The 25,905-nt window shown below is 68.9% G+C and carries 19 protein-coding genes and 1 pseudogene; 6 read left to right on the forward strand and 14 right to left on the reverse strand.

Annotated elements, in window-relative coordinates; all coding sequences use genetic code 11:
- The 4 genes and pseudogenes from sucA to JWP28_RS03795 all read right to left on the reverse strand — a co-directional run.
- Positions 1 to 799, reverse strand: a pseudogene (gene sucA / locus JWP28_RS03780) (2-oxoglutarate dehydrogenase E1 component); the annotation flags it as partial.
- Positions 800 to 885: 86 nt separating this feature from the next.
- Positions 886 to 1,764, reverse strand: a complete 879-nt coding sequence (sucD, locus tag JWP28_RS03785; protein WP_299540102.1) for a succinate--CoA ligase subunit alpha — start codon at positions 1,762 to 1,764, stop codon at positions 886 to 888.
- Between the two features lie 4 nt (positions 1,765 to 1,768).
- Complete coding sequence (gene sucC, locus JWP28_RS03790; RefSeq protein WP_299540104.1) at positions 1,769 to 2,968, reverse strand: ADP-forming succinate--CoA ligase subunit beta; 1,200 nt, start codon at positions 2,966 to 2,968, stop codon at positions 1,769 to 1,771.
- Positions 2,969 to 3,078: 110 nt separating this feature from the next.
- Positions 3,079 to 6,444: a glycosyltransferase gene (locus JWP28_RS03795; RefSeq protein ID WP_299540106.1), complete on the reverse strand. Its 3,366-nt coding sequence runs from the start codon at positions 6,442 to 6,444 to the stop codon at positions 3,079 to 3,081.
- Between the two features lie 158 nt (positions 6,445 to 6,602).
- On the opposite strand from JWP28_RS03795, the gene JWP28_RS03800 reads away from it, so the two are divergent.
- Positions 6,603 to 7,373, forward strand: coding sequence for a LytTR family DNA-binding domain-containing protein (locus JWP28_RS03800; RefSeq protein ID WP_299540108.1), 771 nt, complete (start codon positions 6,603 to 6,605; stop codon positions 7,371 to 7,373).
- Position 7,374: 1 nt separating this feature from the next.
- Here JWP28_RS03800 and JWP28_RS03805 read toward each other — a convergent pair whose 3' ends face one another.
- Entirely contained in the window at positions 7,375 to 7,953 is a 579-nt protein-coding gene (locus JWP28_RS03805; protein ID WP_299540110.1) for a GNAT family N-acetyltransferase, read from the reverse strand.
- A 121-nt stretch (positions 7,954 to 8,074) separates the two neighbouring features.
- Here JWP28_RS03805 and JWP28_RS03810 point away from each other — a divergent pair, with 121 nt between their 5' ends.
- Together JWP28_RS03810 and JWP28_RS03815 are read left to right on the forward strand one after the other, a co-directional pair.
- Positions 8,075 to 9,436, forward strand: a complete 1,362-nt coding sequence (locus JWP28_RS03810; RefSeq protein WP_299540113.1) for a hypothetical protein — start codon at positions 8,075 to 8,077, stop codon at positions 9,434 to 9,436.
- A 79-nt stretch (positions 9,437 to 9,515) separates the two neighbouring features.
- Positions 9,516 to 10,220 (forward strand): lysozyme inhibitor LprI family protein, encoded by a 705-nt coding sequence (locus tag JWP28_RS03815; protein ID WP_299540116.1) that lies wholly within the window; start codon positions 9,516 to 9,518, stop codon positions 10,218 to 10,220.
- Between the two features lie 143 nt (positions 10,221 to 10,363).
- Here the strand turns inward: JWP28_RS03815 and JWP28_RS03820 are convergent, their stop codons facing one another.
- From JWP28_RS03820 to JWP28_RS03835, 4 genes are all read right to left on the reverse strand, one after another.
- Positions 10,364 to 11,839, reverse strand: a complete 1,476-nt coding sequence (locus JWP28_RS03820) for an MFS transporter (RefSeq protein ID WP_299540119.1) — start codon at positions 11,837 to 11,839, stop codon at positions 10,364 to 10,366.
- A gap of 223 nt (positions 11,840 to 12,062) precedes the next feature.
- Positions 12,063 to 14,849 carry a TonB-dependent receptor gene (locus tag JWP28_RS03825; protein WP_299540121.1) on the reverse strand — a complete coding sequence of 929 codons (2,787 nt, stop codon included), beginning with the start codon at positions 14,847 to 14,849 and terminating at the stop codon, positions 12,063 to 12,065.
- A 399-nt stretch (positions 14,850 to 15,248) separates the two neighbouring features.
- Positions 15,249 to 17,909 carry a TonB-dependent receptor gene (locus JWP28_RS03830; protein ID WP_299540123.1) on the reverse strand — a complete coding sequence of 887 codons (2,661 nt, stop codon included), beginning with the start codon at positions 17,907 to 17,909 and terminating at the stop codon, positions 15,249 to 15,251.
- Positions 17,910 to 18,265: 356 nt separating this feature from the next.
- Positions 18,266 to 19,246 carry an NAD(P)H-quinone oxidoreductase gene (locus JWP28_RS03835; protein ID WP_299540126.1) on the reverse strand — a complete coding sequence of 327 codons (981 nt, stop codon included), beginning with the start codon at positions 19,244 to 19,246 and terminating at the stop codon, positions 18,266 to 18,268.
- Positions 19,247 to 19,356: 110 nt separating this feature from the next.
- Here JWP28_RS03835 and JWP28_RS03840 point away from each other — a divergent pair, with 110 nt between their 5' ends.
- Both JWP28_RS03840 and JWP28_RS03845 read left to right on the forward strand, forming a co-directional pair.
- Complete coding sequence (locus tag JWP28_RS03840) at positions 19,357 to 19,563, forward strand: DUF1192 domain-containing protein (protein ID WP_299540128.1); 207 nt, start codon at positions 19,357 to 19,359, stop codon at positions 19,561 to 19,563.
- A 120-nt stretch (positions 19,564 to 19,683) separates the two neighbouring features.
- On the forward strand, positions 19,684 to 20,193 hold the full coding sequence (locus tag JWP28_RS03845; protein ID WP_299540131.1) for a DUF1465 family protein: 510 nt from the start codon (positions 19,684 to 19,686) through the stop codon (positions 20,191 to 20,193).
- Positions 20,194 to 20,504: 311 nt separating this feature from the next.
- On the opposite strand, the gene rpmE is transcribed toward JWP28_RS03845, so the two are convergent.
- Positions 20,505 to 20,729, reverse strand: a complete 225-nt coding sequence (rpmE, locus tag JWP28_RS03850) for a 50S ribosomal protein L31 (protein ID WP_299540133.1) — start codon at positions 20,727 to 20,729, stop codon at positions 20,505 to 20,507.
- Between the two features lie 133 nt (positions 20,730 to 20,862).
- Here rpmE and JWP28_RS03855 point away from each other — a divergent pair, with 133 nt between their 5' ends.
- Positions 20,863 to 22,719: an ABC transporter transmembrane domain-containing protein gene (locus JWP28_RS03855; protein WP_299540136.1), complete on the forward strand. Its 1,857-nt coding sequence runs from the start codon at positions 20,863 to 20,865 to the stop codon at positions 22,717 to 22,719.
- Between the two features lie 193 nt (positions 22,720 to 22,912).
- Here JWP28_RS03855 and JWP28_RS03860 read toward each other — a convergent pair whose 3' ends face one another.
- The 4 genes from JWP28_RS03860 to thiE form a co-directional block, all read right to left on the reverse strand.
- Positions 22,913 to 23,260, reverse strand: coding sequence for a hypothetical protein (locus tag JWP28_RS03860; RefSeq protein WP_299540138.1), 348 nt, complete (start codon positions 23,258 to 23,260; stop codon positions 22,913 to 22,915).
- Positions 23,261 to 23,269: 9 nt separating this feature from the next.
- Positions 23,270 to 24,325, reverse strand: coding sequence for a glycerophosphodiester phosphodiesterase (locus JWP28_RS03865; RefSeq protein WP_299540141.1), 1,056 nt, complete (start codon positions 24,323 to 24,325; stop codon positions 23,270 to 23,272).
- A gap of 57 nt (positions 24,326 to 24,382) precedes the next feature.
- Complete coding sequence (locus JWP28_RS03870) at positions 24,383 to 25,180, reverse strand: inositol monophosphatase family protein (protein ID WP_299540143.1); 798 nt, start codon at positions 25,178 to 25,180, stop codon at positions 24,383 to 24,385.
- 66 nt (positions 25,181 to 25,246) lie between these two features.
- A complete protein-coding gene (thiE, locus tag JWP28_RS03875) occupies positions 25,247 to 25,897 on the reverse strand; it encodes a thiamine phosphate synthase (RefSeq protein WP_299540145.1) in 651 nt (216 codons plus the stop codon).
- Positions 25,898 to 25,905: the final 8 nt, after the last annotated feature.

Below are 25,905 nucleotides of genomic sequence, written 5' to 3' on the forward strand. Positions count from 1 at the left end.
GGACCATGCTCTCGCCGCCGTCCAGGCCGAAGCGCTTGGTGCCGGGGAAGCGGCGGTGCAGGAACCGCTCGAAGCCTTCGGTCTCGATCAGCTTCTTCAGGATGGCGACCTTGCCCTCCTTGGTGAACACGATCTCCTTGTCGCGGCCCTCGATGCGCTCCTGGAGCCAGGCCTTCTCCTTGGGGTCCGAGATGTGCATGTACTGCACGCCGACGTTGCCGCAGTAGGTGCGCCGAAGGATCTCCAGGATCTCGCGGACGGTGGCCGTCTCCAGCCCCAGCACGTAGTCGAGGAAGATCGTTCGGTCGAAGTCGGCCTCGGAGAAGCCGTAGGTCGCCGGATCGAGCTCGGAGGCGTCGCCGGGCGTGGTGGCGATGCCCAGCGGATCGAGGTTGGCCTTCAGGTGGCCGCGCATCCGGTAGGCGCGGATCATCATGATGGCGCGCAGGGAATCCAGGGTCGCGGCGCGCACCTGGTCGGTGGTGGCGGCTGGCTGGCGCTCGGTGATCTTGGTTTCGACCTTGGCCTGGACGGCGGGCCACAGGCCGTCGAGGGCGGAGAGCCAGTCGGGCCGCGCGGCCGGGGCGGCGGGCTGGGTCCAGCCTGGCCGCTCGGTCTGGCGCTGAGGGTCGCCTGCGGCGTCGTGCAGGGAGGCGAAGAAGGCCCGCCAGGAGGGCTCCACAGAATTGGGGTCGCTCGCCCAGCGCGCGTAGAGGTCCTCCACGAAGGCGGCGTTGCCCCCATAGAGGAAGGAGGTCTCGGCGAGCACCTCGTTGATCAGACCTGCGTCGTCGGCCATGTCGTCCGCTTCCCGGGCTGTTGGGCCGCGGAGCTTCTCGAGAAAAGGAGCCGAGCGCGGACCGCCCTCAAAACTAGTTGCCTGCTTCAGGCGCCTTTCAGCACCTCGACCATGGTGGAGCCGAGCGCCGCCGGAGAGGGAGAGACGCGGATGCCCGCGGCCTCCATCGCAGCGATCTTGTCCTCAGCCCCGCCCTTGCCGCCGGAGATGATCGCGCCCGCGTGACCCATGCGCCGCCCAGGCGGCGCGGTGCGTCCCGCGATGAAGCCGACCATTGGCTTCTTGGTTGCTGAATTTTTAATGAACTCGGCCGCGTCCTCCTCGGCGGAGCCGCCGATCTCGCCGATCATGATGATCGACTCGGTCTCGGGGTCCTTGAGGAACATGTCGAGCACGTCGATGAACTCGGTGCCCTTCACGGGGTCGCCGCCGATGCCCACGGCCGTGCTCTGGCCGAGACCTGCCTGGGTGGTCTGGAACACAGCCTCATAGGTAAGGGTGCCCGAGCGGGAGACAACGCCCACCGAGCCGCGCTTGAAGATGTTTCCCGGCATGATGCCTATTTTGCACTCATCGGGAGTGAGCACGCCGGGGCAATTGGGCCCGATCAGCCTGCTTTTCGATCCGCTGAGCGCGCGCTTCACCTTGACCATGTCGGCCACCGGTATGCCCTCGGTGATGCAGACGATCAGGCCGATCTCCGCGTCGATGGCTTCCAGGATCGAGTCGGCCGCGAACGGCGGCGGCACATAGATCACGCTGGCGTCGGCGCCGGTCTCGCGCGCCGCTTCGCCCACCGTGTCGAACACCGGCAGGCCCAGGTGCTTGGTCCCGCCTTTGCCCGGCGTCACGCCGCCGACCATCTTGGTCCCGTAGGCGATCGCCTGCTCGGTGTGGAAGGTGCCCTGCGCGCCGGTGATGCCCTGGCAGATGACGCGGGTCGACTTGTTGATCAGGACGGACATGGACTTAGGCGGCCTCTCGCACGGCTTTCACGATCTTCTCGGCGCCGTCGGCCAGGTCGTTGGCCGGGATCACGTTGAGGCCGCTATCGCGGATGATCTGCTTGCCGAGCTCGGCGTTGGTGCCTTCCAGCCGCACCACCAGGGGCACGACCAGGCCCACCTCCTTGACCGCGGCGACGATGCCTTCGGCCAGCAGGTCGCAGCGGGCGATGCCGCCGAAGATATTGACCAGGATGCCCTTCACGTTGGGGTCGGCCATGATGATCTTGAAGGCCGCCGTCACCTTCTCGCGGGTCGCCCCGCCGCCCACGTCGAGGAAGTTGGCGGGCTCGGCGCCGTAGAGCTTGATGATGTCCATGGTGGCCATGGCCAGGCCTGCGCCGTTGACCATGCAGCCGATCTCCCCGTCGAGGGCGATGTAGCTGAGGTCGTGCTTGGAGGCCTCGATCTCCTTGGGGTCCTCCTCGCTCTCGTCGCGCAAGGTCCGGATCTCGGGGTGCCGGAAGAGGGCGTTGTCGTCGAACGACACCTTGGCGTCGAGGACGCGCAGCTGGTCGTCTGCGGTGACGATCAGCGGATTGACCTCCAGCATCGCCATGTCCTTGGCGACGAAGGCGGCATAGAGCTGGCCGAGCAGCTTCGACGCCTGTTTGGCGAGGTCGCCCTTGAGGCCCAGCGTGGTCGCCAGGCTAAGGCCGTGGTGCGGCCAGACCCCGGTCGCCGGATCGATGGAGAAGGTGGCGATCTTCTCCGGCGTGGAGTGCGCCACCTCCTCGATGTCCATGCCGCCTTCGGTGGAGGCGACCACGGAGACGCGGCTGGTTTCGCGGTCCACCAGCAGCGAGAGGTAGAGCTCGCGGGCGATGGCCGCGCCTTCCTCGATATAGAGGCGGTTGACCTGCTTGCCCTTGGGCCCCGTCTGGTGCGTGACCAGCACCCGGCCCAGCATCTCGGCGGCGTTGGTCCCGACCTCCTCCACCGACTTGACGACGCGAACCCCGCCCTTGGCGTCGGGGCCGAGGCCTTCGAAGCGGCCCTTGCCGCGGCCGCCGGCGTGGATCTGCGACTTCACCACGAAGACCGGTCCCCCCAGCTTCTCGGCGGCCTGCACGGCCTCCTCGACGGAGAAGGCGGGATAGCCGCGCGGGACCGCCACGCCGAACTCGGAGAGGACGGCTTTGGCTTGGTGCTCGTGGATGTTCATATGGCTCGCAGGCGCTGGCGAATGTCGCCTCGCCTCAGCGGCGAGTGGGCGGCGTTATAGGCGCCGCTCCAGGGGATGACAACCGCGCTAGGGACGGAAAACCCGGGTCTCTAGCCGGCGCCTTCGAAGGCGGCGGTGGCGCGGCGTTCGAGCTTGCCCCAGCCGACCCGCGCGCCATGCAGGGCCGCGTCGATCGACTTGACCACCACATAGTACATCAGCTGGCGGTAGCCGAAGCGCTGGATCGGCATCCACACCAGGTCCGCCCAGGGCGCGCGCCGCTCCAGGGCCATGCCGACCGCGCCGGCCGAAAGGTCGAGGAAGATGAAGGCGGCCCAGAAGAACAGCGGCCGCGACAGGTCGTCGGGCGACCACTCCACCGGGTGGAAGGCCCAGGCGTAGACCGCCGAAATCAGGCTCCAGAGGACGGCCAGGTCGACCAGCGGCGCCACCGCCGTCAAGATGATCTGGAACAGCCAGATCTGCGGCAGGGCCACGAAGCCCAGCACCGGCCGCTTGACGTCGAACAGCGCCGCGCGGTGCTTGTAGATGCATTGCAGGGTGCCGAAGGACCAGCGGAAACGCTGCTTCAGCAGGCCGGCTACAGTCTCCGGCGCCTCGGTGTAGGCGCGCGCCTCGGGATCGAACTCCACCCGCCACCCGGCCCGCTGCATGGCGATCGTCAGGTCCTGGTCCTCGGCGAGCGTGTCGTCGGGATAGCCGCCGAGGGCTTCCAGCGCGGAACGCCGCCACGCCCCCACAGCGCCCGGCACCACGGTCACCGCGCCCAGCGCCGCCCGCGCGCGACGCTCCAGGTTCTGGGCGGTGACATATTCCAGCGCCTGCCAGCGGGTGATCAGGTTGCGGCGGTTGCCGACCAGCGCATTGCCGGCCACGGCGCCGACCGCCGGATCGGCGAACCAGCGGGCAAGCTTGCCGAGCGTGTCCGACGGAAACAGGGTGTCGGCGTCCAGCGCCACCACCACGTCGCCGCCGGCCTTGGTCAGGCCCCGGTTGAGCGCGCGCGCCTTGCCGCCGTTCTCGAAGGCCATCAGCGTCACCCGCGGCTCGTCGGCGAAAGCCCGGCGGACGACCTCGGCGGTGTGGTCCTGCGAGCCATCGTCGAGCACCAGCACCTCGAGCCGCGCCCAGTTGGAGGCCAGGACCCGGCGCACCGAGGACTCGATCACCTTCTCCTCGTTGAAGCAGGGGACCAGCACGCTGATCAGCGGTCCGGTCTCGGGATCGGGCAGCGGCGGCGTCCGTTTCACGATCGTGAAGCGGTGGATCAGCGCCAGCACGCCGAGCAGCAGCAGCCGGGCGACGCCCAGCACGATGGCGACGATGAACAGGCTCTGCAGCGCGACCTGCACCCCGTGGAAGAAGCCGAAGCCCATGCGGTCGAGCAGCAGTTCGAAGGAGTTGCGGCTGGTGGGCGGCAGCACTTCGGCGGGGGTCATGCCGGCCAGGTCACCGACGGTGACCAGCTTGTAGCCGCGGGCCCGCAGGGCGTCGATCAGCACCGGCAGGGCCGCCACCGTGCGGCTGCGGTCGCCGCCGGAGTCGTGCAGCAGGATCACCTGGCCCGGGCGCTGGTCGCGGTCGGCGAGGCGGGTGAGTGCGGTGTTGATGATGTGGCTGGGGTCGGGCTTCTTCCAGTCGTCGGTGTCGATCCGCAAGCCCACGCTCAGGTAGCCCTGGCGCTGGGCGTCCAGCAGCGGCGCGACCTCGCGCGGGGTCGAGGGCTCGGCGTCGCCGAAATAGGGCGGCCGGAACAGGCGCATGGAGCGGCCGGTGATGGTCTCGAACAGCCGCTGGGTGGCCGACAGCTCCACGGCGGTCTGGGCGGCGGGGATCTCGCCGATGTTCGGGTGGGTCCAGGTGTGGTTGCCGACGTTGTGCCCTTCGCGCAGCTCGCGGGCCACCAGGCCGGGCTTGGCCGCCATGTTCTTGCCGATGACGAAGAAGGTCGCAGGCGCGTGCTTCTGCTTCAGGATGTCGAGGATCTTCGGCGTCCAGCGGCCGTCCGGCCCGTCGTCGAAGGTCAGCGCCACCCAGCCGGGATGGAAGCCGTAGCGCTGGATCACGTAGGAGCTGGGCATCACCTCGTAGTTCTCGCCGGAAATCAGGCCGGTGTCGGAATCGATCTCCAGCGACCGGCGGCCGGGCGTCGGGATGGACTCCACCCGCAGCACCTCGCCGGAGCCGTCGAAGTCGACGTCGACGCCTGGCTTCAGCACCTCCAGCCCGTCGGGCTTGGCCTGGCCGTAGTCGTGGCGCAGCACCTTCCAGTCGAGCTGGTCCTCGCCGCCCATCCGCCAGAGCGCATAGCCCATGGGGCGGAAGCCGTCGGCGACCTTGATCTGGTTGAACAGGGTCGAGGCGTCGAGGAACCAGACGCTGTGCTTGCGGCCCAGGTCGTCCTGGTAGCCGAAGGTCGGGTTGAGCGAGGCCTCGTCCATCTCGGCCTGCGCCTCGGCGTCGTGCGCCTTCTGGGTCGCCTCGTTGAACAGGATGGTCTCGGCCGACGCCGGGTTCTTCGGGCCCTTCAGCGTCCAGTCGTAGCCGTAGGCGCCCAGCGCCAGGACCGTCTTGGCCGGGTCCAGCGCCTCCATCCGCTTGGCGAGCGTGGTCTCGAACCAGTCCTGCGCCGCGGCCGGACCCGGCTCGCCGCCGCCCCAGTGCTGGTCGTAGGCCATCAGCACCACCGCGTCGGAGACCTCCTGCAGGGCCTTGATCGGAAAGTCGTCGTCGGCGAAGGGCGTGGTGACCCAGACTTCGCGGCCGATCGGTTTCAGCGCCGCGCGCGCCTGGGCGATGAAGCCCGGATAGGCCCGCGCCCCCGCCGGCGACAGGTCCTCGAAGTCGAAGACGTAGCCGGCGTAGCCGCGCTTCTGCGCCTGGGCGACCAGGTTGTTGATCAGCCCGACGCGGGCGGCGGGGTTGAACAGCACCGCGTCGGCCTGCGGGCCGTTCCAGGCGTGGCCGGCGGTGTTGTAGTTGAACACGCCCGGCAGGATCGACGGCGGGCGCTTGGCCGAGGCGATGATCGCGCGGGCCTGCGGGTCTGAGGTGATCGACAGCGTCCCGTCCGCGCCGGCGAGGGCGATCCACTGCGGCGAGACCACGTCCAGCTGGTCGATGTGATCGGCCAGGGATTCGCGCGAGCTCTCGTCCCAGGAGACGTAGAAGCCCACCGCCAGGGGACGCGCCTGCCCGCCCGCGGCGGCGGCGCTGCGCGGATGCGGGATGCGGTTCCACTGCTGCCGGCCCTTCAGCTTGTGGGCGGTCTCCTGGTGCAGGGCCGAGAGCACCTGCGGGTCCTTCAGCGTCAGCCCCGGAAGCCGCGGCGCGAAGGCCAGGGTGGCGAAGAAGGCCGCGACCATGAGGGCCACGAAGGAGGCCACCAGGCCGCCCACGAGGCGCACGCGGCGCGCGCGGCGCCCAGTCGGGTCGTGGAAGATCAGATCGGCCATAGCCGCGGCGGCGCCTTAGGGTGAATCGGCCAGTCTTATGCCTCGCCACGATGACCGAAGCTAGGCGGCCCCACGGCGGCCCCGGCGACCGGCGTTTGCGAAACAGGCGACATCCGCTATCTGCGGGCGGAGAGACGAGACGCAGGAGCCCTGCGCTGATGGCTTTGATGCCGAAGATCCTGCGCTGGGGGCCTTACGACGACCTGCGGGGCTGGCTGCGCAGCCTGATCATCGCGCTCACCGGCGCGACCTTCCTCGCCTATGCGGGCGCCTTCGGATCGAATCGGGCGTCCCCGCCTGTGCGCTTCGCCTACTGGTTCGGGCTGATGATCGCGGGCTGGCTGTGGGGCGCCTTCGTCTCCCGGTTGATCTTCGGGCGGGTCGGTCAGCCGCAGCAGCTGTGGCTGCGGGTCGCCGCCTCGTCCCTGGCGCTGTCGATCCCCTTTACCGTCGTCGTCGCCTTCGCCTCCCGCGTGGCCTGGGGCTCCCGCTTCAACCGGCTGCCGGACATCGTCGAGCTGGCGGCGCAGGTCACCGTCGTGTCGGCCGCGATGATCGCGATCAATGTGCTGGTCGTCCGGCGCACCGGCGCGGCCACCCCAGCGTCGTCCGAGCCGCCGAAGTTCCTCGATCGCCTGCCCTTGAAGCTGCGCGGCGCCGAGGTCTGGGCGGTGGAGGCGGAAGACCACTACCTGCGCCTGCACACCTCCAAAGGCCAGGACCTGATCCTGATGCGGCTGGCCGACGCGGTGGCGGAGCTGGAGGGGATCGAGGGCGCCCAGGTGCACCGCTCCTGGTGGATCGCCCGCGACGCCATCACCGACGCGCGGCGCGGCGACGGGCGGGCCACCCTGACGCTGAAGGACGGGGCCGAGGTCCCGGTGAGCCGGACCTATGCGGGGCAGCTGCGCCAGCGCGGCTGGATCTAGCCTAGCTCTTGTTTTCGGGAATCGCGGTGCGATTCCCTGGCCGCCTCGCCAGCCACTGCTCGCGGGTCTGGCCCCAGGCCTCGACATAGGTGTCCTGATAGGGCGGGGGCATGGCCGACGGGCCCCACAGGGTCGAGCCCAGGCGCTTGGCCACCGCCTGCGAGGCGGTGTTGGCGGGTTCGATCGTGTGGATCGCCTCGCTCCAGCCCAGTACGTCGAAGACGTAGTCCATGCAGGCCGCCGCGCCCTCGGTGGCGTAGCCCTTGCCCCAGGTCTCGCGGGCGAGCCCCCAGCCGACCTCCCGGCCCGGCCAGTCCTCCGGCTGCCAGGGCCCGAGGCGGCCGATCCAGCGCCCGGACGCCTTCTCGATCACCGAGAACATCGAGAAGCCGCGGATCGACCAGGCCCCGGCCACGGTACAGATCCCACGCCAGGCCACCGAGCGGGCTTGTGGCCCGCCGAGGTGGCGCATGGTCTCCTCGTCGGCGGCGAAGGCCGCCCAGGCTTCGAAGTCCTCCGCGACCGGCGCGCGCAGAATGAGGCGATCTGTCTCAAGGATTGGCGCTAGCTTAACCTTCATAGTTCAGGCTCATATTGTAGCGGGAGAGATCGGTGTGGGGGTCGTCAGCTTAGCCGTGGGCGCGGCAGGCGGGCCAGCACTTCGTTCATCGAGGGATCCGCTTGGGGCTGGGATCTCTATTATGACGCCTGACAATTTCGACGAGTTCATGCCGCAGCCGGCCAGACGGCGCGGCGCCTCGACGCGACACATCCTGTTCGCAGGGGTCGCGGGAGCCTGCGTGCTGGGGGTGGGCCTGGGCCTGTGGGCCCGGCCGGCCATGAACGAGCGGCGCATGGCCGCGGCGGCGCCGGTCGCGCCGGTGAAGCCGGCCGCGCCGACCCGCAGGCTCGAGATCGTGGTCGACGACCGCCCGGCGCCAATCGGCGCCCCGATCGAGGTGCTGTCGAAGACGCTGGCCGCCCCGGCGCAGGCCGTCCGGCCCGAGCCGCCGTCGGAGCCCGAGCCGCAGGCGCCGATACGGCCGCCGCAGGGCCTGATGCGGGTGCAGGCGACGACCCCGCCGGCGCCGGACCTGGCGCCCGCTGCGGCCAAGCAAACTCCGAGGCCCAGGCTGCAGGCGCCGCCCGCGCCGGCCCTCGCCGCGCCCAAGCTGACGATCGCCAAGGCGAGGCCGCTCGCGCCACCCACCCGCTTCGCGAAGATGGAGCCCGCGCCCGCCAAGCCGTCGCGCAAGGCGGAGCTTGCCAGCGCGCAGGCCGCAAGGGCGCACAGCATCGAATTGGCGCGCGCCGAGGCGGCGGCGCACAAGGCCCAGCTCGCCCGCGCCGAGACGGCCAAGGCGCACAAGGCCGAACTGGCCCGCGCCGAGGCCGCAAGGACGGCGGCCCACAAGGTCGAGCTCGCCAAGGCGGCCAAGGCCGCGCGGCAGGATCAGCTGCGGCTGGCCAAGGCCGAAGCCAAGGGCCGGGCCGAGGCGCGCGCCGAAGCCAAGACCGAGGCCCTGGCGCAGGCTCGGCAGGAGGCGCGCAGCCGGACCCAGCTGGCGGGCCTGATGCACGCGCTGGCCCGCGCCGCTCATCACAAGGCCACGCCGCAGGAGCCGCCGCCGGCGCAGCTGGCCAGGCTCGACCGCAAGTCCAAGGCCCGCCACGAGCTGAAGGTCGCGTGGGCCGCGGCCCGCAAGCCGCCGCGCCGCGCCGAGCCGTCGTACCGGGCGCGTGCGGTCCAGCAGGCGCCGCAGCCGGCCTCGGGGCTGATGAAGGTCTCGACTACGCCGCGCTGCGCCAACCACGATGCCGGCGCAGCCCTGGTCTGCGCCGACCCGAGCCTCGGGGCCGCCGACCGCCAGCTCGCCCGCGCTTACCAGGGCGCCCGGGCCGCCGGCGTGCCCGACGCCCAGCTACAGCGACAGCAGCAGCGCTGGCTCGCCGCACGCTCGGCGGCGGCCCGCGAGGCCCCCTGGGCGGTGCATGACGTCTACCTGGCCCGCATCGCCGAGCTGAACGGTCAGGCGCACGACGCGCACGGCGACGGCTACTGAAAGCCGGCTTCGCCGTTGCAACTGCGGAGTCGCCGAGCGGGTTAGGGCCCGCAGGGGACGCTGCAGGAGGTTTTTCACCATGACCACGGAGCCGGCTGGGCAGCCTTTGGGCGGCGGCAGCTATCGCGGCTTCTCCGGGGCTGCGCCACCCCTGCCGCGGCCCGCACAACGGGCGCCGGCTCGGCCGATCCCGAGGGCCCTGACGGCCGCCGGCGGCGTGGCGGTCGCGGTGGCGTTGGGCCTGGGCCTGGGTTTACTGGCCAAGCCCGACCTCATCCATCTGGGCCCCACCGCCCCCATGCGGGCGGTCACCGGCTCGGCGGAAGACGCCACGCCGCCGAAGGTGGACATCGAGGTCAACCGGCCGCCGCCTCTGCCCGCCGTGAAGTCCGCAGGACGCCTCGACGTCCTGCCGCCGGACCTGGCCCGCAGTGCGGCCAGGCCGATCCCGACCTCGGCGCCTGAGTTGGCCCAGGTCGAGACGCCGGCGCCGGTTCCCGCGCCGCGGGCGCTGGCCACCGATCCCGCCTGCGATGACGCGCGGAGCCGCGCGGCGCAGATGGTGTGCGCCGATCCCGACCTTTCGGCCGCCGACCGCGAGTTGAACCGAGCGTACCGCCGAGCCCTGCGCTCCGGCGGTTCGCCCGATCAGGTGCGCGAGGAGCAGCGCGACTGGCTGACCATCCGCGAGGACGCCGCGCGCCGCTCACCGCGCGCGGTCGCCAATGTCTACGAACAGCGGATCGACGAACTGAACCGGATCGCCGAGGACGATCCCAACTAGTGTGCTGGATTTGAAGTTCGCCTCACGCGCCACGCGCCTAGCGAACTTCAAATCCAAAAAGCACACTAGAAACATATACTTGCTAGTATCCTCATCGATTCCGAAGTCAGCCGCAAGCACTTGCGAACTTCGGAATCGGGACACTAGAGGGTCGCGGCGGGCTCGCCCTCGGCGACGAGTTCGGCCGCGGCCGCAAGCTTGCGCAGCGAATCCTCGTGGCCTTGGCGCGTGATCCGGTACCCGGTCAGACAGAGCAGCGCCAAGCCGTAGAGGAGGACGGTCGTCGGCGCATAGACCAAGCCCAGGTTGCGGACAATCTGCGGGTCCACATAACCCGGGCGGGCGTGCTGCGGGAAATGAATCGCCGCCAGCAGCATACCGGAGGCGAAGATGCCGATGCCGGTGACGGCCTTGGCGACGAAGGCGGCGGCGGCGAAGAATAGCCCCTCCGAACGCCGGCCTGTCTTCAGTTCGGAATCCTCCACCACGTCAGCGATCATAGAGGTCATCAGGATCGCGCCGGACGTCCCCAGGCAGACCGTGACCACGCCCAGCACGAGCAGCAGCGGAAAGATGACCGGCGAGCCGTTGGGCGGCAACAGCCCCGCGAGCCGCAGGGCGATTGGGGCGATGGCCGCCATCGCCGCGATCGGGATCAGGATGAGGGCGCCGGCCTTCTTGCCGAGCGACTTGGAGATCAGCGGCGCGATCACGAAGGCGAGCGCCGCCCCGCTCAGGCTCGAGAAGGTGAACAGCGCGATCTGGGCGGACGACAGTTCCCAGAAGTAGGTCTGGAAATAGAGGCCGATCGAGAACCCGAGGCCGACCGCCATGGCGAAGAACAGGCTGCCGCCCAGGAGGGCCAGGAACGAGGCGTTCGCCAGGGTGCCGAACATCTCCGCCACCAGGACCTTGAGGGAGACGTCCCGGCGCGGAGGGTGGCGCAGGTAGGGGATTTGGCTGTGGGTGCCCAGCGCCGAGGTCAGGATCGCGAACAGCATGACGCCGGCGGCCGCCAGGCCGTAGTGGGAATAGCCGGCCGGGTTGAGCTGGCCCACCGCATGGCCGGCCTCGGGCCGCAGGAAGACCTTGAGCGCCATGAAATACATGAACAGGCCGCCGATCCAGGAGAACAGGAAGCGGTAGCTCAGCAACTTAGTGCGCTCGTCGTATTCCGCCGTGAGCTCCGCCGACAGCGCCGTCGAGGGGATTTCGTAGGCGGTGATGAAGCTGCGGATCAGGATCGCGGTGGCGATCAGGTAGATGAACAGCGCCCCGTGGCTCCACCCGTGCGGCGGGTTCCAGAGCAGGAGGTAGGAGACCGCCACCGGCCCGGCGGCGGCGTACATGAAGGGGTGGCGCCGCCCCCACCGGGACCGCCAGTTGTCGGAGATCTGGCCGGTGATCGGATCGAGGAAGGCGTCGACGACCAGGGCGACCATGATGGCCAGGCCGACCATCGCCGACGGCAGGCCCACGACCTGATTGTAGAAAATCAGCAGGAAGGTCGAAAAACCGTTGTCCTTGACGCCGAACGCCACCGAACCGAAGCCGTAGAACAGCTTGGTGGGCAGGCTCAGCCGGCGAGCCGCCGGATGGATTACGGATTCAGCGGACACGCCAGGGTCCTCCTGCCGCCCTAGCGGCGCTCGTCGGACTTTCGGACCGTCTGCGGTCCGCGCCCGCTCTTTGTCTGTCACGCGACGGTGCGGGAGGCCTCAGGAGGCGTCAACGCATTTGATCTTACTTCGCGGAAAGATTCGAAAAGCCGGAATGCTCCTCTCCCGAAAACAAAGGGCGCGCCCTCGCGGACGCGCCCTTCGAACCGGATTTCCGGATCGCTTAGAAGCGGTACTGGACCTCGATCCCGTAGGTCCTGGGCGGGGTCAGGTTGTAGGTGGTGCTGATCCCGTTGAAGGCCGAGTTCGACTGCACCGTGTTGAACGTCCCCGGGATCGTGGCGGGCGTGCCCTGGGGCAGGCCGGCCGCCGCAATCGTGGCGGCCGAATAGACGCCGGCAAAGCGCGTACTCGTCGATCCGCCGTCATAGCCCAAGGTGTTGAAGGCGTTCTTCACGTACGCGATCACGCTGTAGCGGTTGTCCTTGCCCTTCCAGGTGATGCGCGCGTCCCATTGGTCCCACGACGGGGCTTCGTTGTAGGACCGTTCGAAGATCGTGCCGTACTGCTTGTCCCGCCAGATGTAGGAGATTTCCGGGACCAGGGAGCCGCGCTCGGTCTCGAAGGCGTAAGTGACGGCGACGGCCACTTTGTTCTTCGGGTTCTGCGGCAGGCTGTTGCCGCTCAGGCTCTGAGTACGCTGATTGAGGCCGGTGTTCACGTCACAGACCCCCACCGCCGCGCCGCAAGCGGTCAAGGCGGTCAGCGGCTTGGCGCCGGCCGCGAGGGCTTCCGGGTCCGAAGGATCGACGATCCCGGAGAGGCTGACCACGTGGGCGTCGTCATAGGAGTAGTTGAACAGCACGTTCAGGTGCTCGACCGGCGCCCAGTTCGCCTCCAGCTCGACGCCCTGGCTGACCGACTTCGGGATGTTGAGGTACTGGCTTTGGCTCGTGGCCAGCTGGCCGCTAGTAGACACCACGGTCAGCGGCGCCTGGAAGTCGCGCAGGTCTTCGTAGAAGATCGCCACGTTGACCTGCAGCGTTCGGTTGAAGAAGTCCTTCTTCATGCCGACTTCGTAGTCGTTGATGTGCTCGGGGTTGGTGAGTGGGAACTGGCCCAGCTGCGAGGTCACGCCGGCGTTGAAGCCGCCCATCATGTAGCCGCGGCTGTAGCGGCCATAGAACATCGTCCCCGGATTCGGATCCCACTGCAGGCCCGCCGTGCCGGTGGTGGCCGACCAGCTGGCGGCATAGTTGCGGGTCGCAAAGCCGTCGGGGGTGAAGGTGATTCCGCCCGGCTTGCCGTTGTTGACGACCCCGGCCGGAACACCGGCCTGATAGACGACACGCGCAGTGACATCGACCGGCGGCGTCAGGCTGCCGAGCAGTTCCGGCGTGGTGCCGCAGGCCGTGGTCGCAAAGCAGAGCAACCGGACCGATTCCGAACCGGTCAGCTTGTCGTGGCTGTAGCGCAGGCCCACCGTCAGCTTCAGGGTGTCGGTGAACTTCCAGTCGACCTGGCCGAAGCCGGCGTAGGATTCCTCCTCGAACTGCGGACGGTCGTCATAGATGCGGCGCTGGAAGTCGCGGCTGACGATGCCGCTCACGGCCACATTCGCGGGCGTCACCGCGCCGTCGAGGGCGGTGTTGTTCGGCTCGGTAGTGAATACCGGCTGCTTGTAGCCCTCACGATAGTAGTAGAGGCCGCCCAGCCACTGGAGCGCGCTGGTTCCGTTCGAGGCGATGTTAATTTCGTGGCTGAAGTTGTGGTAGTCCTCGGCGTAGGTCGAGATCTGCTTCGCCTGGAAGGTGAGCGGCGTGCAGACGCCGCCGGCGACAGCCGCCGGCGAGCAGGTGGCGGCGGGCGCACCTGAGGCGGCCGTGCGCAGCGGCACCTGGAACGACGCGATCGAGCCGGCGGTCCCGTTAGTCGAGTTATCCGAGACCAGGGTGTAGTGGTAGTTCCCGCCGCCGCCGATGTATTTCAGGTCGAAGCCGTCGAAGTGGTAGGTGTAGTTCGCCGACAGGCCGTAGGTCTCGTCCAGCGAGACCGTCTGGGCGACGTTGGTGGCGAAGTTGCGGTGATCGCCGGTCTGCGCCGGGTTGGTGCAGCCGGACGGGCTGGTGTTGACCACATTGGCGACCACGCCTCCGGGCGCGCAGCCGAAGCCGCCGTTGAGGTTCTGGGCGGCGAACTCCGAGTAATTGATCGGCCCGGCGACGTAGCCGTTCCGGGCGCCGGGGCCGCCGGAACCGTTGTTCCAGCCCTGAACGTAGACCTTCACCCAGCCATCGGCGTGATCGCCGAACTTCGCCTGTAGTTGGCCTTCCAAGTAGTATTGGTCGATGACGTTGCCCTCGGACGGCATGCCCGGGACGATGTTCTTGAAGTAGCCGTCGCGCTGCTTTTCCCAGCTGCCGCCCAGCCGGTACTGCAGGTCGGGGGCCAGCGGGCCGGAGACCGCGGCTTCGAAGAGGGTGCGGCCGTAGTTGGCGACGGTGGCGCGCACCTCCGCGTACGGATCTTCCGTCGGGCGCTTCGAGATGACGTTGATGGCCCCGCCGATGGAGTTGCGGCCGTAGAGGGTGCCTTGCGGTCCGCGCAGCACTTCCACCCGGTCGGTGAAGATCGGCGCCTTGCCCGCGGTGGTCGTCGAGGTGGTGTAGATGCCGTCGTCGTAGACCGCGACCGGCACGGCGACCGCGTGGGCGTTGGTCAGGCGGCCGATGCCGCGCAGCGAGGGGCGGTCGTTGGCGCTGGTGTAGTTCAGGCCAGGCGTGAAGTTGGTCAGGTCCTGGATGGACTTGATGCCCAGCAGGTCGCGCTTTTCTGACGTGAACGCCGAAATGGCCACAGGCACGTCCTGCAGGCTCTGGCTGCGCCTTTCAGCGGTGACTACCAGTTCTTCGATGGTTCCGGCCGCCGCAGCGGTGGTTCCGGTGCTCGATTGGGCATGGGCGGCGGTCGTGCCGAGCAGCGCGGCGGCCAGCAGGGCGCTGGACGCCAAAAGGCGATTCTTATGTTGCAAGTTTACCTCCCCAGAAGGCCGTTCCGGCCCTTGATTTGAAAAAATAATGGTCCTGTTGCTTAAATTTGCCGCGGGCTCATGCCGCAGGCTCTCGGCCCCGCGAGCTCACGCTCGCGCGTCCGCCAACAAACTGTCGGATGCCCCAATATGTCCTCCCCGCCGCCCCCAGGCGGCCTCCGTCGCGCGTTTGAGGGCCGAGAGGCCGCCATCGCCCGTTCATTTTGCGCGCGGAACCTGAGGGAGGCCTAAGGCAGCGTCAATGTTTTTCGATCTTCCGGGACGGAGTGTTCAACGAACAGGGATGTTCGATAGGAAATTGCGCTGAAAAAACAAAGGGCGCGCCTTGCGGCGCGCCCTCCGAACCGAAATCGGTTTCTCCTAAAAGCGGTATTGCAGCTCCAGCCCGTAGGTGCGGGGCGGGGTCAGCGGATAGCTGACGTTGAAGCCCGGCTGCACAACATTGGTCAGCGGCACGCCCACCCCCGCGAAGTTGCTGCCCGCGATCCGCGACCCGACGGCGCCGCCGTCGTAGCCCAGGGTGTCGAACAGGTTCTTCACATAGGCGATGACCGAGTACTTGTTGTCCCTGTCCTTCCAGGTGAGCCGGGCGTCGACCTGGCTCCAGGACGGGGCCTCGTTGTACGCGCGCTGGAAGATCGAGCCGTATTGCTTGTCGCGCCAGATGTAGCTGACCGACGGCGACAGCGAGCCGCGTTCCGTCACCCAGGTGTAGGTGGCGTTGAAGGCCACCTTGTTCTTGGTGGATTGCGGAAGCTGGTTGCCGCTCAGGTCCTGGCCGCGCTGCACGGCGTGGGCGTAGATGTCGCAGTTCTGGGCGAAACCAGCCGTGCCCGGGGTGGAGCTGGTGCAGGGCACGAGCGCGCCGATCGGCTTGGCGCCGGGCTGGGTCGCCGTCGGGTCGGCCGGATCGATGACGCCGCTCAGCTGGGTGATGTGAGCGTCGTTGTAGGCGTAGGTCAGCATCAGCTGCAGGTGGTCGATGGGCGACCAGATGCTTTCCAGCTCGACGCCGTAGCTCACCGCCTTCGGCACGTTGATGAACACGCCTTGCGGCTGCGCCACCGTCCCGCCGACCGCCGGGATGGTCACCGGAGCCTGGAAGTCCTGATAGTCGAGATAGAACACCGCCAGGTTGGTCTGCAGGGTGTGGTGGAAGAGGTCCTTCTTCAGGCCGATCTCGTAGTTGTTGGCGTGCTCCGGACCGGTGTAGGGCGAGCTGCCTTCGGTGGTCGTGATGCCGACGTTGAAGCCGCCGGCCTTATAGCCCCGGCTGTAGCGGGCATACATCATGGTGTCCCGATCGGGATCCCATTGCAGGCCGGCGGTGCCGGTCCAGGCCGACCAGCTGGCGTCGTAGCTGCGGTGGGCGAAGCCGTCCGGGGTGAAGGTGATGCCGCTGCCGTTGATGCCCCCGGGCACCACGCCTTGGGGCAGGCCCGTCAGATTGACCACAGCGGCCGTCACGTCGACCGGCGGGGTGAAGGCGCCGAGGCCCTCCGGCGTGACGAGCGTGCTCCCCGGTGCGTTGAGGCAGGTGGTGACCGCGTAGCAGACGATGCGAAGCGCTTCAGTGCCCCACTTGTGGTCGTGGCTGTAGCGGATGCCGAGCGTGGTTTTCCACGTCGGCGCGAACTTCCAGTCGACCTGACCGAAGCCCGCGTAGGACTCGTCGTGCATTTCCGGGCGGTCGTCGTACGGCCGCTGCAGGGTGTCGGGCTGGAGGGCGGAGCCGGTCACGGCGGGCACAGAGGCCGCGAGCGGGCCGGCCAGCGCGGTCTGGTTGACCAGGGTCGTGAACACCGGCTGCTGGTAGCCTTCTTTGTAGTAGTAGAGGCCGCCGAGCCACTGCAGCGCGCCGTCGCCGCTCGATGACAGGTTCAGCTCGTGGCTGACCCAGTGCTTGTTCTCCTGATAGGTCGAGACGTACTGCGGGCGGACGTTGACGCCTGTGCAGCCCGGCACGACGGAGCAAGGAGTGAGCGCCGCGCCCACCGTCGTACCGAGAGCGCCGAAGAACGGCGCCACCGGCAGGGTGAAGCCCTGGATGGCGGTCGCGTCCTGATCGGCGATCAGGGTGTAGTGATAGTTGTCGTAGCCGCCGATGTACTTCAGGTCGGCGCCGTCGAAGTGGTAGGTCCACTGGGTCGAGAAGATGTAGGTCTCGTCCAGCGACACCGAGTTCGCCGTGTCAGCCGCGAACGTGCGCTTGTTGCTGTCGGTCGGATTGGCGCAACCCGCCGGCGAGAGGTTCACCACATTGGTCACCTTGCCGCTACAGGCGTAGCCCGGGTTCACGAAGAGGGCGCTGGGCGCGAACTCCGTGGTGTTGATCGGACCAGTGATTGCGGTCGCCCGGGCCCCGGGGCCGCCGCCGCCGTTGTTCCAGCCGGCGATCGAGGCCTTCACCCAGCCTTCGAGGTGGTCCCCGAACTTCGCCTGGAGCTGGCCCTCGATATAGTAGGTGTCGATGACGTTGCCTTCGCTCGGCATGCCTGGGACGACGTTCTTGTAGTAGCCGTCGCGCTGCTTCTCCCAGTTGCCGGCCAGCCGGAACTGCAGGTCGGGCGCCAGCGGGCCGGAGACCGCCATTTCCAGCAGCGTGCGGCCGTAGTTCGCCACGGTGGCGCGCACTTCGCCGTAGAACTCCTCGGTCGGGCGCTTGGAGATCACGTTGATCGCGCCGCCGATGGAGTTGCGGCCGTAGAGGGTGCCCTGCGGGCCGCGCAGCACTTCCACCCGGTCGGTGAAGATCGGCGTCTTGCCGGCCTCGACCGTCGAGGAGGTGTAGACGCCGTCGGAATAGGTCGCCACGCCCGGGTCGGCGGACTGCACATTGGTCAGGCGGCCGACGCCGCGCAGGCTGATCCGGTCGAGCTGGCTGGAATATTCCAGGCCGGGCGTGAAGTTGGTCATGTCCTGGACGCTGTTGATGCCCAGGAGGTCGCGCTTCTCGGAGGTGTAGGCGGAGATGGCGACCGGCACGTCCTGCAGGCTCTGGCTCCGCTTTTCGGCGGTCACCACCAATTCTTCAATGGTGCCGCCGGCAGGGGCCGCCGCCGCCGTTGCGGCAGGGCGGGTCTGTGCGTGGGCGGCCGTTCCCAGCGCGGCGGCGAAAAGCAGAGCGCTGGACGCGAAAAATCGAACCTTGTTGTGCAATTTGATCTCCCCAGTGGGCCGAACGGGCCAGAAACGAGCTGACGCTTTTTCTTTCTCCACTGGCTCAGCCGTACGGGGGCGTCAACCTCACTCGCCGAAAAATACAACCGGATTTCGAAGAATCGGTCTGGAGTGTGGCGCAGATATCAGTCGTTTTTAGCGCGTCATTCAAAAACCGGGTTTGAACTGACGGCGACCTCAGAACTGCGGGTGCAACCTTAAGTGCTGGCCGTCACGAGCACCACCTTGCCGACGTGAGCGCCTTCGAGGTGTGCGTGCGCCTTGGCGGCCTCGGCCAGCGGGAAGGTCGCATCGACCTGCGGCCGGACCTTCCCGGCCTCGATCCAGGGCCATACCAGGGCCTCGACGGCGGCCGCCAGCCGGGCCTTCTCGTCGGCGGTGCGCGGGCGAAGGGTCGAGCCGGTGACCACCGCGCGCTTCTGCATCAGGCGGCCGATCGACAGGGTGACGTCGCCACCGCCGAGGCTGGCGATGAATACGATGCGGCCATCCATTCGCAAGGCGTCCAGGTCCTTGGCGAAATAGTCGCCGCCGACCATGTCGAGGACCACGTCGCAGCCCCCCTCGCGCTTCGCAACCTCGGCGAAATCCTCCGTCTTGGCGTCGACCGCCACGTCGGCGCCCAGCTTGCGGGCCACGGCCGCTTTCTCCGAGCCCCTGGCCGTCGCGATCACCTTCGCGCCGTGGGCCTTGCCCATCTGGATCGCCGTGGTGCCGATCCCGGAGGTCGCGCCGTGCACCATCAGGGTTTCGCCGGGTTTCAGCGCGCCGTGCTCGAAGACGTTGGCGTAGACCGTGAAGACCGTCTCGGGCAGGGCCGCGGCCTGGACGAAATCGAGGCCCTTGGGAATCGGCAGCGCATGGCGGGCGTCACAGACCGCGTATTCCGCATAGCCGCCGCCGCCCAGCAGGGCGCAGACCCGGTCGCCGGCCTTCCAGCGCCCTGCGCCGACCACCACCTCACCGGCGACTTCGAGCCCCAGGGTCTCAGGCGACCCCGGCGGCGGCGGATAGAAGCCCATGCGCTGGATGATGTCCGGCCGGTTGACGCCCGCCGCGCGGACCCGGATCAGGATCTGCCCCGGCTTCGGCTCGGGGCGCGGAATCTGCACGGGCTTCAGCGCCTCGGCGGGACCCTTGCCGCCTTCGATGGCGATCGCGGTCATGGTCTCAGGCATGTGGACGGCTCCGGCAAAGCTGTGCATCGCGCGCCGGCGCGAACTTGCGCTTTGACGGCTTGCGCGGTTGGATAGCGTCCCATCGGGGAACCGGAAAGGTAAAGCCCGTCATGGAAGAGCCGGCGGAAGTTCGTATCGGCCGCGGCCAACGCCTCATCGAGGCCGTCCGCGAGGACCTGGAGCTGTTCGGCGTGGCCGAGCTGGAGGAGCGGATCGAGATCCTCCAGTCGGAGGTCGCCCGCGCCCAGGCCCAGATCGACCGGAAAAGGGCGGGCCGGGCGGCGGCCGACGCGCTGTTCGGCGCGGGCCCGAGCTAGTTTGGGACGCGGACAAGGCGCAAAATGGTCCAGATCGCGTGGCCCAATATGAGTGGCACAGGGGTTGCACGGACGGTTTTTCGCGACCGCTTGGCAGGCTGAGTATAGGTTGACCACCGTATGAGCGATCTCAACGTCCCCTCCACGCCGTGGCGCGCCGAAGTCATCCAGGACTTCGCGCGCTCCGAGCTGTTCCAGCGCACCTTCCAGGAAGGCATGGACCTGGTGGAGGAGACTGCCGGCTATCTGGACGGCGCGGGCCGCCAGGCTTCCAAGCTGCTGTCCCGCAACGCGGCGCTCGCCTATGCGGCTGAGAGCATGCGGCTGACCACGCGGCTGATGCAGGTGGCCTCCTGGCTCCTGGTGCAGCGCGCCGTGCGCGAGGGCGACATGCCCCCGGGGGCCGCCTGCGAGGACCGCTACCGGCTGGCCGGGGAAGAAGTCTGCCGGGCGTCCGGGGAAGCCGATGGCCTGCCGGGCGAGCTCATGACCCTGCTCGACCGCTCCGAGCGGCTCTACGAGCGGGTCCGCCACCTCGACCGGCGGATGTACGTCGAGGGCGACTCCGAGGAGGCGCCGCATCCGGTGCTGTCGCAACAGGACCGGCTGAAGACCGCCTTCGGGACCTGAGGCGGGGCTGCGCCGGGATGTCGGCTATCGCCGGTTTCCCTGTGGCCGGCGCGTCATCAAAATATGAAGACGTCATGGCCCGGCTTGTCCGGGCCACCCATAAACACGGGAAAGCGCGATTAGTCGCTGTGGCGCCGCTGCGGCCAACCGCGGGACGGCGAGATCATGGATGGCCCGGACAAGCCGGGCCATGACGATCGGTGGGGGGTGTTGGTCCCAAGGCCCGAATTCGCGTCGTCCAGTCGTCGTTCCGGAAACGCAAAACGCCGCAGCGGTCGCCCCTGCGGCGTTTTCACATTCGAGCGCGCAATCTATTTCCGGGTGAAGCCGCCGAACTTGGCGTTGAAGCGCGACACGCGGCCGCCGCGGTCGAGCATCTGGTGGCCGCCGCCGGTCCAGGCCGGGTGGGTCTTCGGATCGATGTCCAGGTTCAGCGTCGCGCCTTCCTTCCCGTAGGTGGAACGGGTCTGGTAGGTCGTGCCGTCCGTCATCACCACGGTGATGAAGTGATAGTCCGGATGGGTGTCTTGTTTCATCGCGAAGGCGCCTGACGTAAAGGAGCGTCGAAAGATATCAAAGGCCTCCTGCGAGGGGGCCGTTCGAAGAAGCCGGGCGTATAGAGAAACGCCGGTGCAAATGCAAGGTGTGAGCGTCGATGAGTGAGCCCCTATGAGCGACTTGGGGGCCGAGGCCGCCGCAGCCGGCAGGCCGACCGCGGGCCAGGCGCTGGCGCAGACCCTCGACGAAGCCGCCGAGCGGCGCCCCAAGAGCCGCAACGTCCGCGCGCTGGGCCGTCTGATCCCGTTCGCGGCCGGCCACCGGCTCGACGCGGTGGCGGCGGGCGTGTTCCTGGTCACCGCGGCGGCGGCAAGTCTTGGCCTCACCGGCGCGATTCGGCTGTTGGCGGACCATGTGACGCAGGCCGTGGCCGCGCACGCCACGGCGCGGTCCGTGGAGCCCTGGTTCTGGGCGCTGGGCGGGGTGGCGCTCGCCTTGGCGCTGTCCTCGGCGCTGCGCTACTTCTTCGTCACCAAGCTCGGCGAGCGGGTCGTGGCGGACCTCAGGAAGGCGACCTACGCCCATATCCTGTCGCTGGATCCCGCCTTCTTCCTGATGACCCGGACCGGCGAGGTGCTGTCGCGCCTGACCACCGACATCCAGATCGTCGAGAACCTGCTTACGACCTCGATCTCGGTCTCGCTGCGCAACGTGCTGATGCTGATCGGCGGCCTGGCCTACATGCTGGTGGTCAGCCCGCGGCTGACGGGGCTTGTCCTGGTCACCGTACCGCTGATCATCGCGCCGCTCTTCCTGTTCGGCCGCCGGGTGCGCAAGCTCACCGCCTCCACCCAGGACCAGTTCGCCGCGGCCATCGGCCATGCCGGCGAGACGCTGGACGCGCTGGAGATCGTCCAGGCCTTCGGGCGCGAGGCCTCGGGCGCGGCGCGGTTCGGCCAGGCTGTCGAGGCGTCCTTCCAGACCTCGCTTCGGCGGATGGCCGCACGCGCGGGCATGACCGCCGCCGTCATCGCGCTGGTCTTCTGCGGCGTCGTCTGGATCCTCTGGCTGGGGGTGGCCGCGCTGTTCAGCCATGAGATGAGCGTCGGCACCCTCTTCCAGTTCGCCTTGCTGGCCGTGCTGTCCGCAAGTTCGGTGGGGGCGCTGGGCGAGACCTGGGGCGACGTGCAGAAGGCCGCCGGCGCCATGGAGCGGGTCTCCGAGATCCTGGCGGCCAGGCCCGGCATCGCCGCGCCCGCCCACCCCCGTCACCTGCCTGTCCCGCCGCGCGGCGAGGTGGCGCTGGAGAACGTCACCTTCGCCTATCCCGGCCGGCCGGACATGCCGGCGGTCCGCGGCCTGTCGCTGAGCGTCAAGCCGGGCGAACGGGTGGCCCTGGTGGGCCCGTCGGGCGCCGGCAAGAGCACGGTGTTCCGCCTGTTGCTGCGCTTCTATGACCCGCAATCCGGTCGCGTGCTGGTCGACGGCGTCGACGTACGCGAGGCCGATCCCGTGGAGGTCCGCGCCCGCATGGCCCTGGTGGCGCAGGAATCGCCGCTGTTCTCCGGTTCGGCCTTGGAGAACGTCCGCTTCGGCCGCGAGGACGCCAGCGCCGAGGAGGTGCAGGCCGCGGTCCGCGCCGCCCAGGCCGAGGGATTCCTGGCCGACTTGCCGCAAGGCATCGACACCCAGATCGGCGAGCGCGCCCGCAGCCTCTCCGGCGGCCAGCGCCAGCGGCTGGCCATCGCCCGCGCGCTGGTCCGCCACGCGCCGATCCTGCTGCTCGACGAGGCCACCAGCGCGCTCGACGCCGAGAACGAGCGCCTGGTGCAGCGCGCCCTGGACGAGGCCATGGTCGGCCACACCACCCTGGTGATCGCCCACCGCCTGGCCACCGTGCTCAAGGCCGACCGCATCGTGGTCATGGACGAGGGCCGCGTCGTGGAGGAAGGCTCCCACCACGAGCTGGTGGCCCGGAACGGCCTCTATGCGCGGCTCGCGTCGCTGCAGTTCGGCGAGGCGGCTTAGGTTTAGGCCTCAATCACCTCCCCCTCGATCGTCATCACCCGGCTTGTCCGGGTGACCCAGGAACACCGGATTGCGCAAGCAAATCCGCGGAGCCGCCGTGGCGCACCCTTCGGCGCGGAGATCATGGGTGGCCCGGACAAGCCGGGCCATGACGAGATATTAATTGAATCAATGTGTTGGTGGACGTTTCAAGCTAGACGGCCGGTTTCATCTCGACGGCGACGATGTGCAGGTCGCGGTCCCCGATGTTCTCCACATAGTGCGGTGGCAACGGCGCCGACCAAAGAGCGCCCCCGGGCCCCGGCGCGCTGGTCATCATGGTCCTCGAGTCGACCAGCACCTTGCCGTCCGGGTCGTAGCGGACGAAGTCGCTCCAGCTCAGCACGTACAAGGCGGCCGGCCACTGGTGGCTGTGCACCGGTGTGCGGCCTCCCGGGCCGAGGCGGGTGTCGAGCACCCTTACCTGATCGTTTTCCAGGAGGATGCTGTGGTGATCGGGGGCGACCGCCATGGCGTCGAGGGGGTGGAGCTTGTTGGGCATGTCCTGCGCCTACCCTCGCGCCTTCACCGCCAGCCCGGGGAAGTCGCTGAACAGGCCGTCGACGCCGGCGGCGTAGAGCGCCTTGTAGACCGCGTTCACGTCGCCGACGTCGGCGGGGTTGGCGCCGCGGCGCAGCTTCGGCGGCAGGAAGGCGTTCTCGGCGCGCACCGTCCAGGGATGCACCGCCAGGCCGGCGGCGTGGGCGTCGGCCACCAGCGAGGTGGCGGGTCCCAGCCCGCCGTCGACGGTCGGGACCACCATCGACCAGTCCGGCCCGACGCCGTTGGCGTAGGCGGCCACGTCCTTCAGGCCGGCGGCCGAGGCCATCTGCCGGTAGGTCACCGCCTGGTCCGTCGGGCCGCCCTCGGGCGACATCAGCTGGATGCGCGGCGCCTTGCTGAGCGTCATGATGGTCTTCAGCGGCAGGACGTCGAAGCACTGGATGAAGACCGGCGCCGTGGGGCTGTCGAGGCCGTTCTGCTTCAGCATGTCGGCCAGCCGGGCCTCCATCGGCAGGCCGATCCCAGCGAAATAGCTGGCGTGCTTCATCTCCGGATAGGTGCCGATCGGGCGCTTCAGGCGCGCGCTCTCGGACTTCGCGAGATCCAGCACCTCTTGGTAGGTGGGGATGGCCTCCTGGCCGTTGAACTTGGCGCTCTCGGACCGCAGCTTCGGCAGCCGCTCCCGGCAGCGGATGGTCTTCAGCTCCTCCAGCGTGAAGTCCTCGGTGAACCAGCCGCTCACCGCCTGGCCCTGGATCTGGCGGGTGGTGCGGCGCGACGCGAACTCGGGTCGCAGGGCGACGTCGGTGGTCTGGGAGATCTCGTTCTCGTGGCGGACCACGAAGTGGCCGTCCTTGGTCAGCACCAGGTCCGGCTCGATGAAGTCCGCGCCCTCGGCGATGGCCAGCCGGAAGGCCATCAGCGTGCTCTCGGGCCGCTCGCCGCTCGCTCCGCGGTGGGCGATGATCAGCGGCTTCTTCCTGAACTGGGCGGTGGCGGGCAGGGCGGTGAGCGCGGCCGCCGCGGCGGCCATGGTCCCCAAGGTGCGGCGTGTCATATCCATAGCGTGCCCCCTAGTTGTCGTTCGTGACAGTCAGTCACTCGGCAGGCGGGGGGTCAACTACCGCGCAGCTTGGCGCAGGCGCTCCAGGAGCTGGGGCTGAATGTCGAGGTTGCCGGCGCAGACCGAACCCGCCGCCAGCACGTCCTCGCCGCCCTCGGCGTCGGTGACGCGACCGCCGGCCTCGGTGACCAGCAGTATGCCGGCGGCCAGATCCCAGGGGTTCAGGTCGCGCTCCCAGTAGCCGTCGTAGCGGCCGGCCGCGACCCAGGCGAGGTCGAGGGCCGCGGCGCCGAAGCGGCGGACGCCCGCCACCCGCTGGCTGACCTGGTGCAGCTCCTTCAGGAAGGTCGCGTGCTGGCCGTGGCCGAGGAACGGGATGCCGGTGGCCAGCACCGCCTCGTCCATGCGGGTCCGCGCGGCGACGCGCAGGCGCTTGTCGTTGACGAAGGCGCCCTTGCCCTTCTCGGCCCAGAACAGGTCGTTGGAGACCGGGTTGTAGGTCACCGCCGCCACCACGGCGCCCTCGCGCTGCAGGGCGATGTTGATCGCGAAGTGCGGGATGGCGTGCAGGAAGTTGGTGGTGCCGTCGAGCGGGTCGACGATCCAGGTGTGGGTCTTGTCGGTGCCCTCGATCAGGCCGCGCTCCTCGCCGAGGAAGCCGTAGCCCGGCCGGGCCTTGGTCAGCGCCTCGAAGATGGTCTGCTCGGCCTTCAGGTCGGCGGCGGAGACGAAGTCGGCGGGGGCCTTCTTGGCTACCTGCAGCTCGGCCAGCTCCCCGAAGTCGCGGTTCAGCCCACGCGCGGCCTTGCGGGCGGCGTCGGACATGACTTTCAGGAGGGCGGTCTGGGTGGACAAGGGTCTTCCTGTCGTTTGGGGGGCGGCGGAACCTAGTGGCCGGGCTTCAGAGAAGCAAGGCGAGCCTCAGGCGCGCTCGGCCACGCCCTTGGCGATCTCGGCGTTGAAGGCGGCCACCGCGGCGGCCGGACCGTCGCCGTATGACCAGACGCCCGCGGAGACCGCGAGGAAGTCCGCGCCGGCGGCGGCGAGTTCGCGGGCGGTCGGGACGGTGATGCCGCCGATGGCGACGCAGGGGATCACCATCGCCTCCTGCCAGCCGGTCAGAAGCTCCGGCTCGGCGCGCGTGGGCGCGTCCTTGGTCGTGGTGGCAAAGAACGCCCCGAAGGCGACGTAGTCGGCGCCGCCCTCCGCGGCTTCCATCGCCAGGTGCAGGCTGTCGTGGCAGGTGACGCCGATCATGCGGTCCGGGCCGACGATCCTCCGCGCCTCGGCGAGCGGCGCGTCGTCCTGGCCGATGTGCACCCCGTCGCAGCCGAGCCGCGCCGCCAGGTCCGGCCGGTCGTTGAGGATCACCGCCACGCCGCGGCCCGCCGCGATCGGCGCCAGCGCGTCGACCGCGGCGGCGACGACCTCGTCGGGCGCGTCCTTCAGCCGGATCTGCAGGGCCGCCACGTCGCCGGCGTCCAGCGCATGGGCCAGGGTGCGGCCGAAGGCGGCCAGGTCGTCGAGCCGGGGCGGGGTGATCAGGTAAAGGCGGCAGAGCGGAGGGGCCATGGGCCCCC

Source organism: Phenylobacterium sp., from assembly GCF_028290885.1.
Lineage (GTDB): Bacteria > Pseudomonadota > Alphaproteobacteria > Caulobacterales > Caulobacteraceae > Phenylobacterium.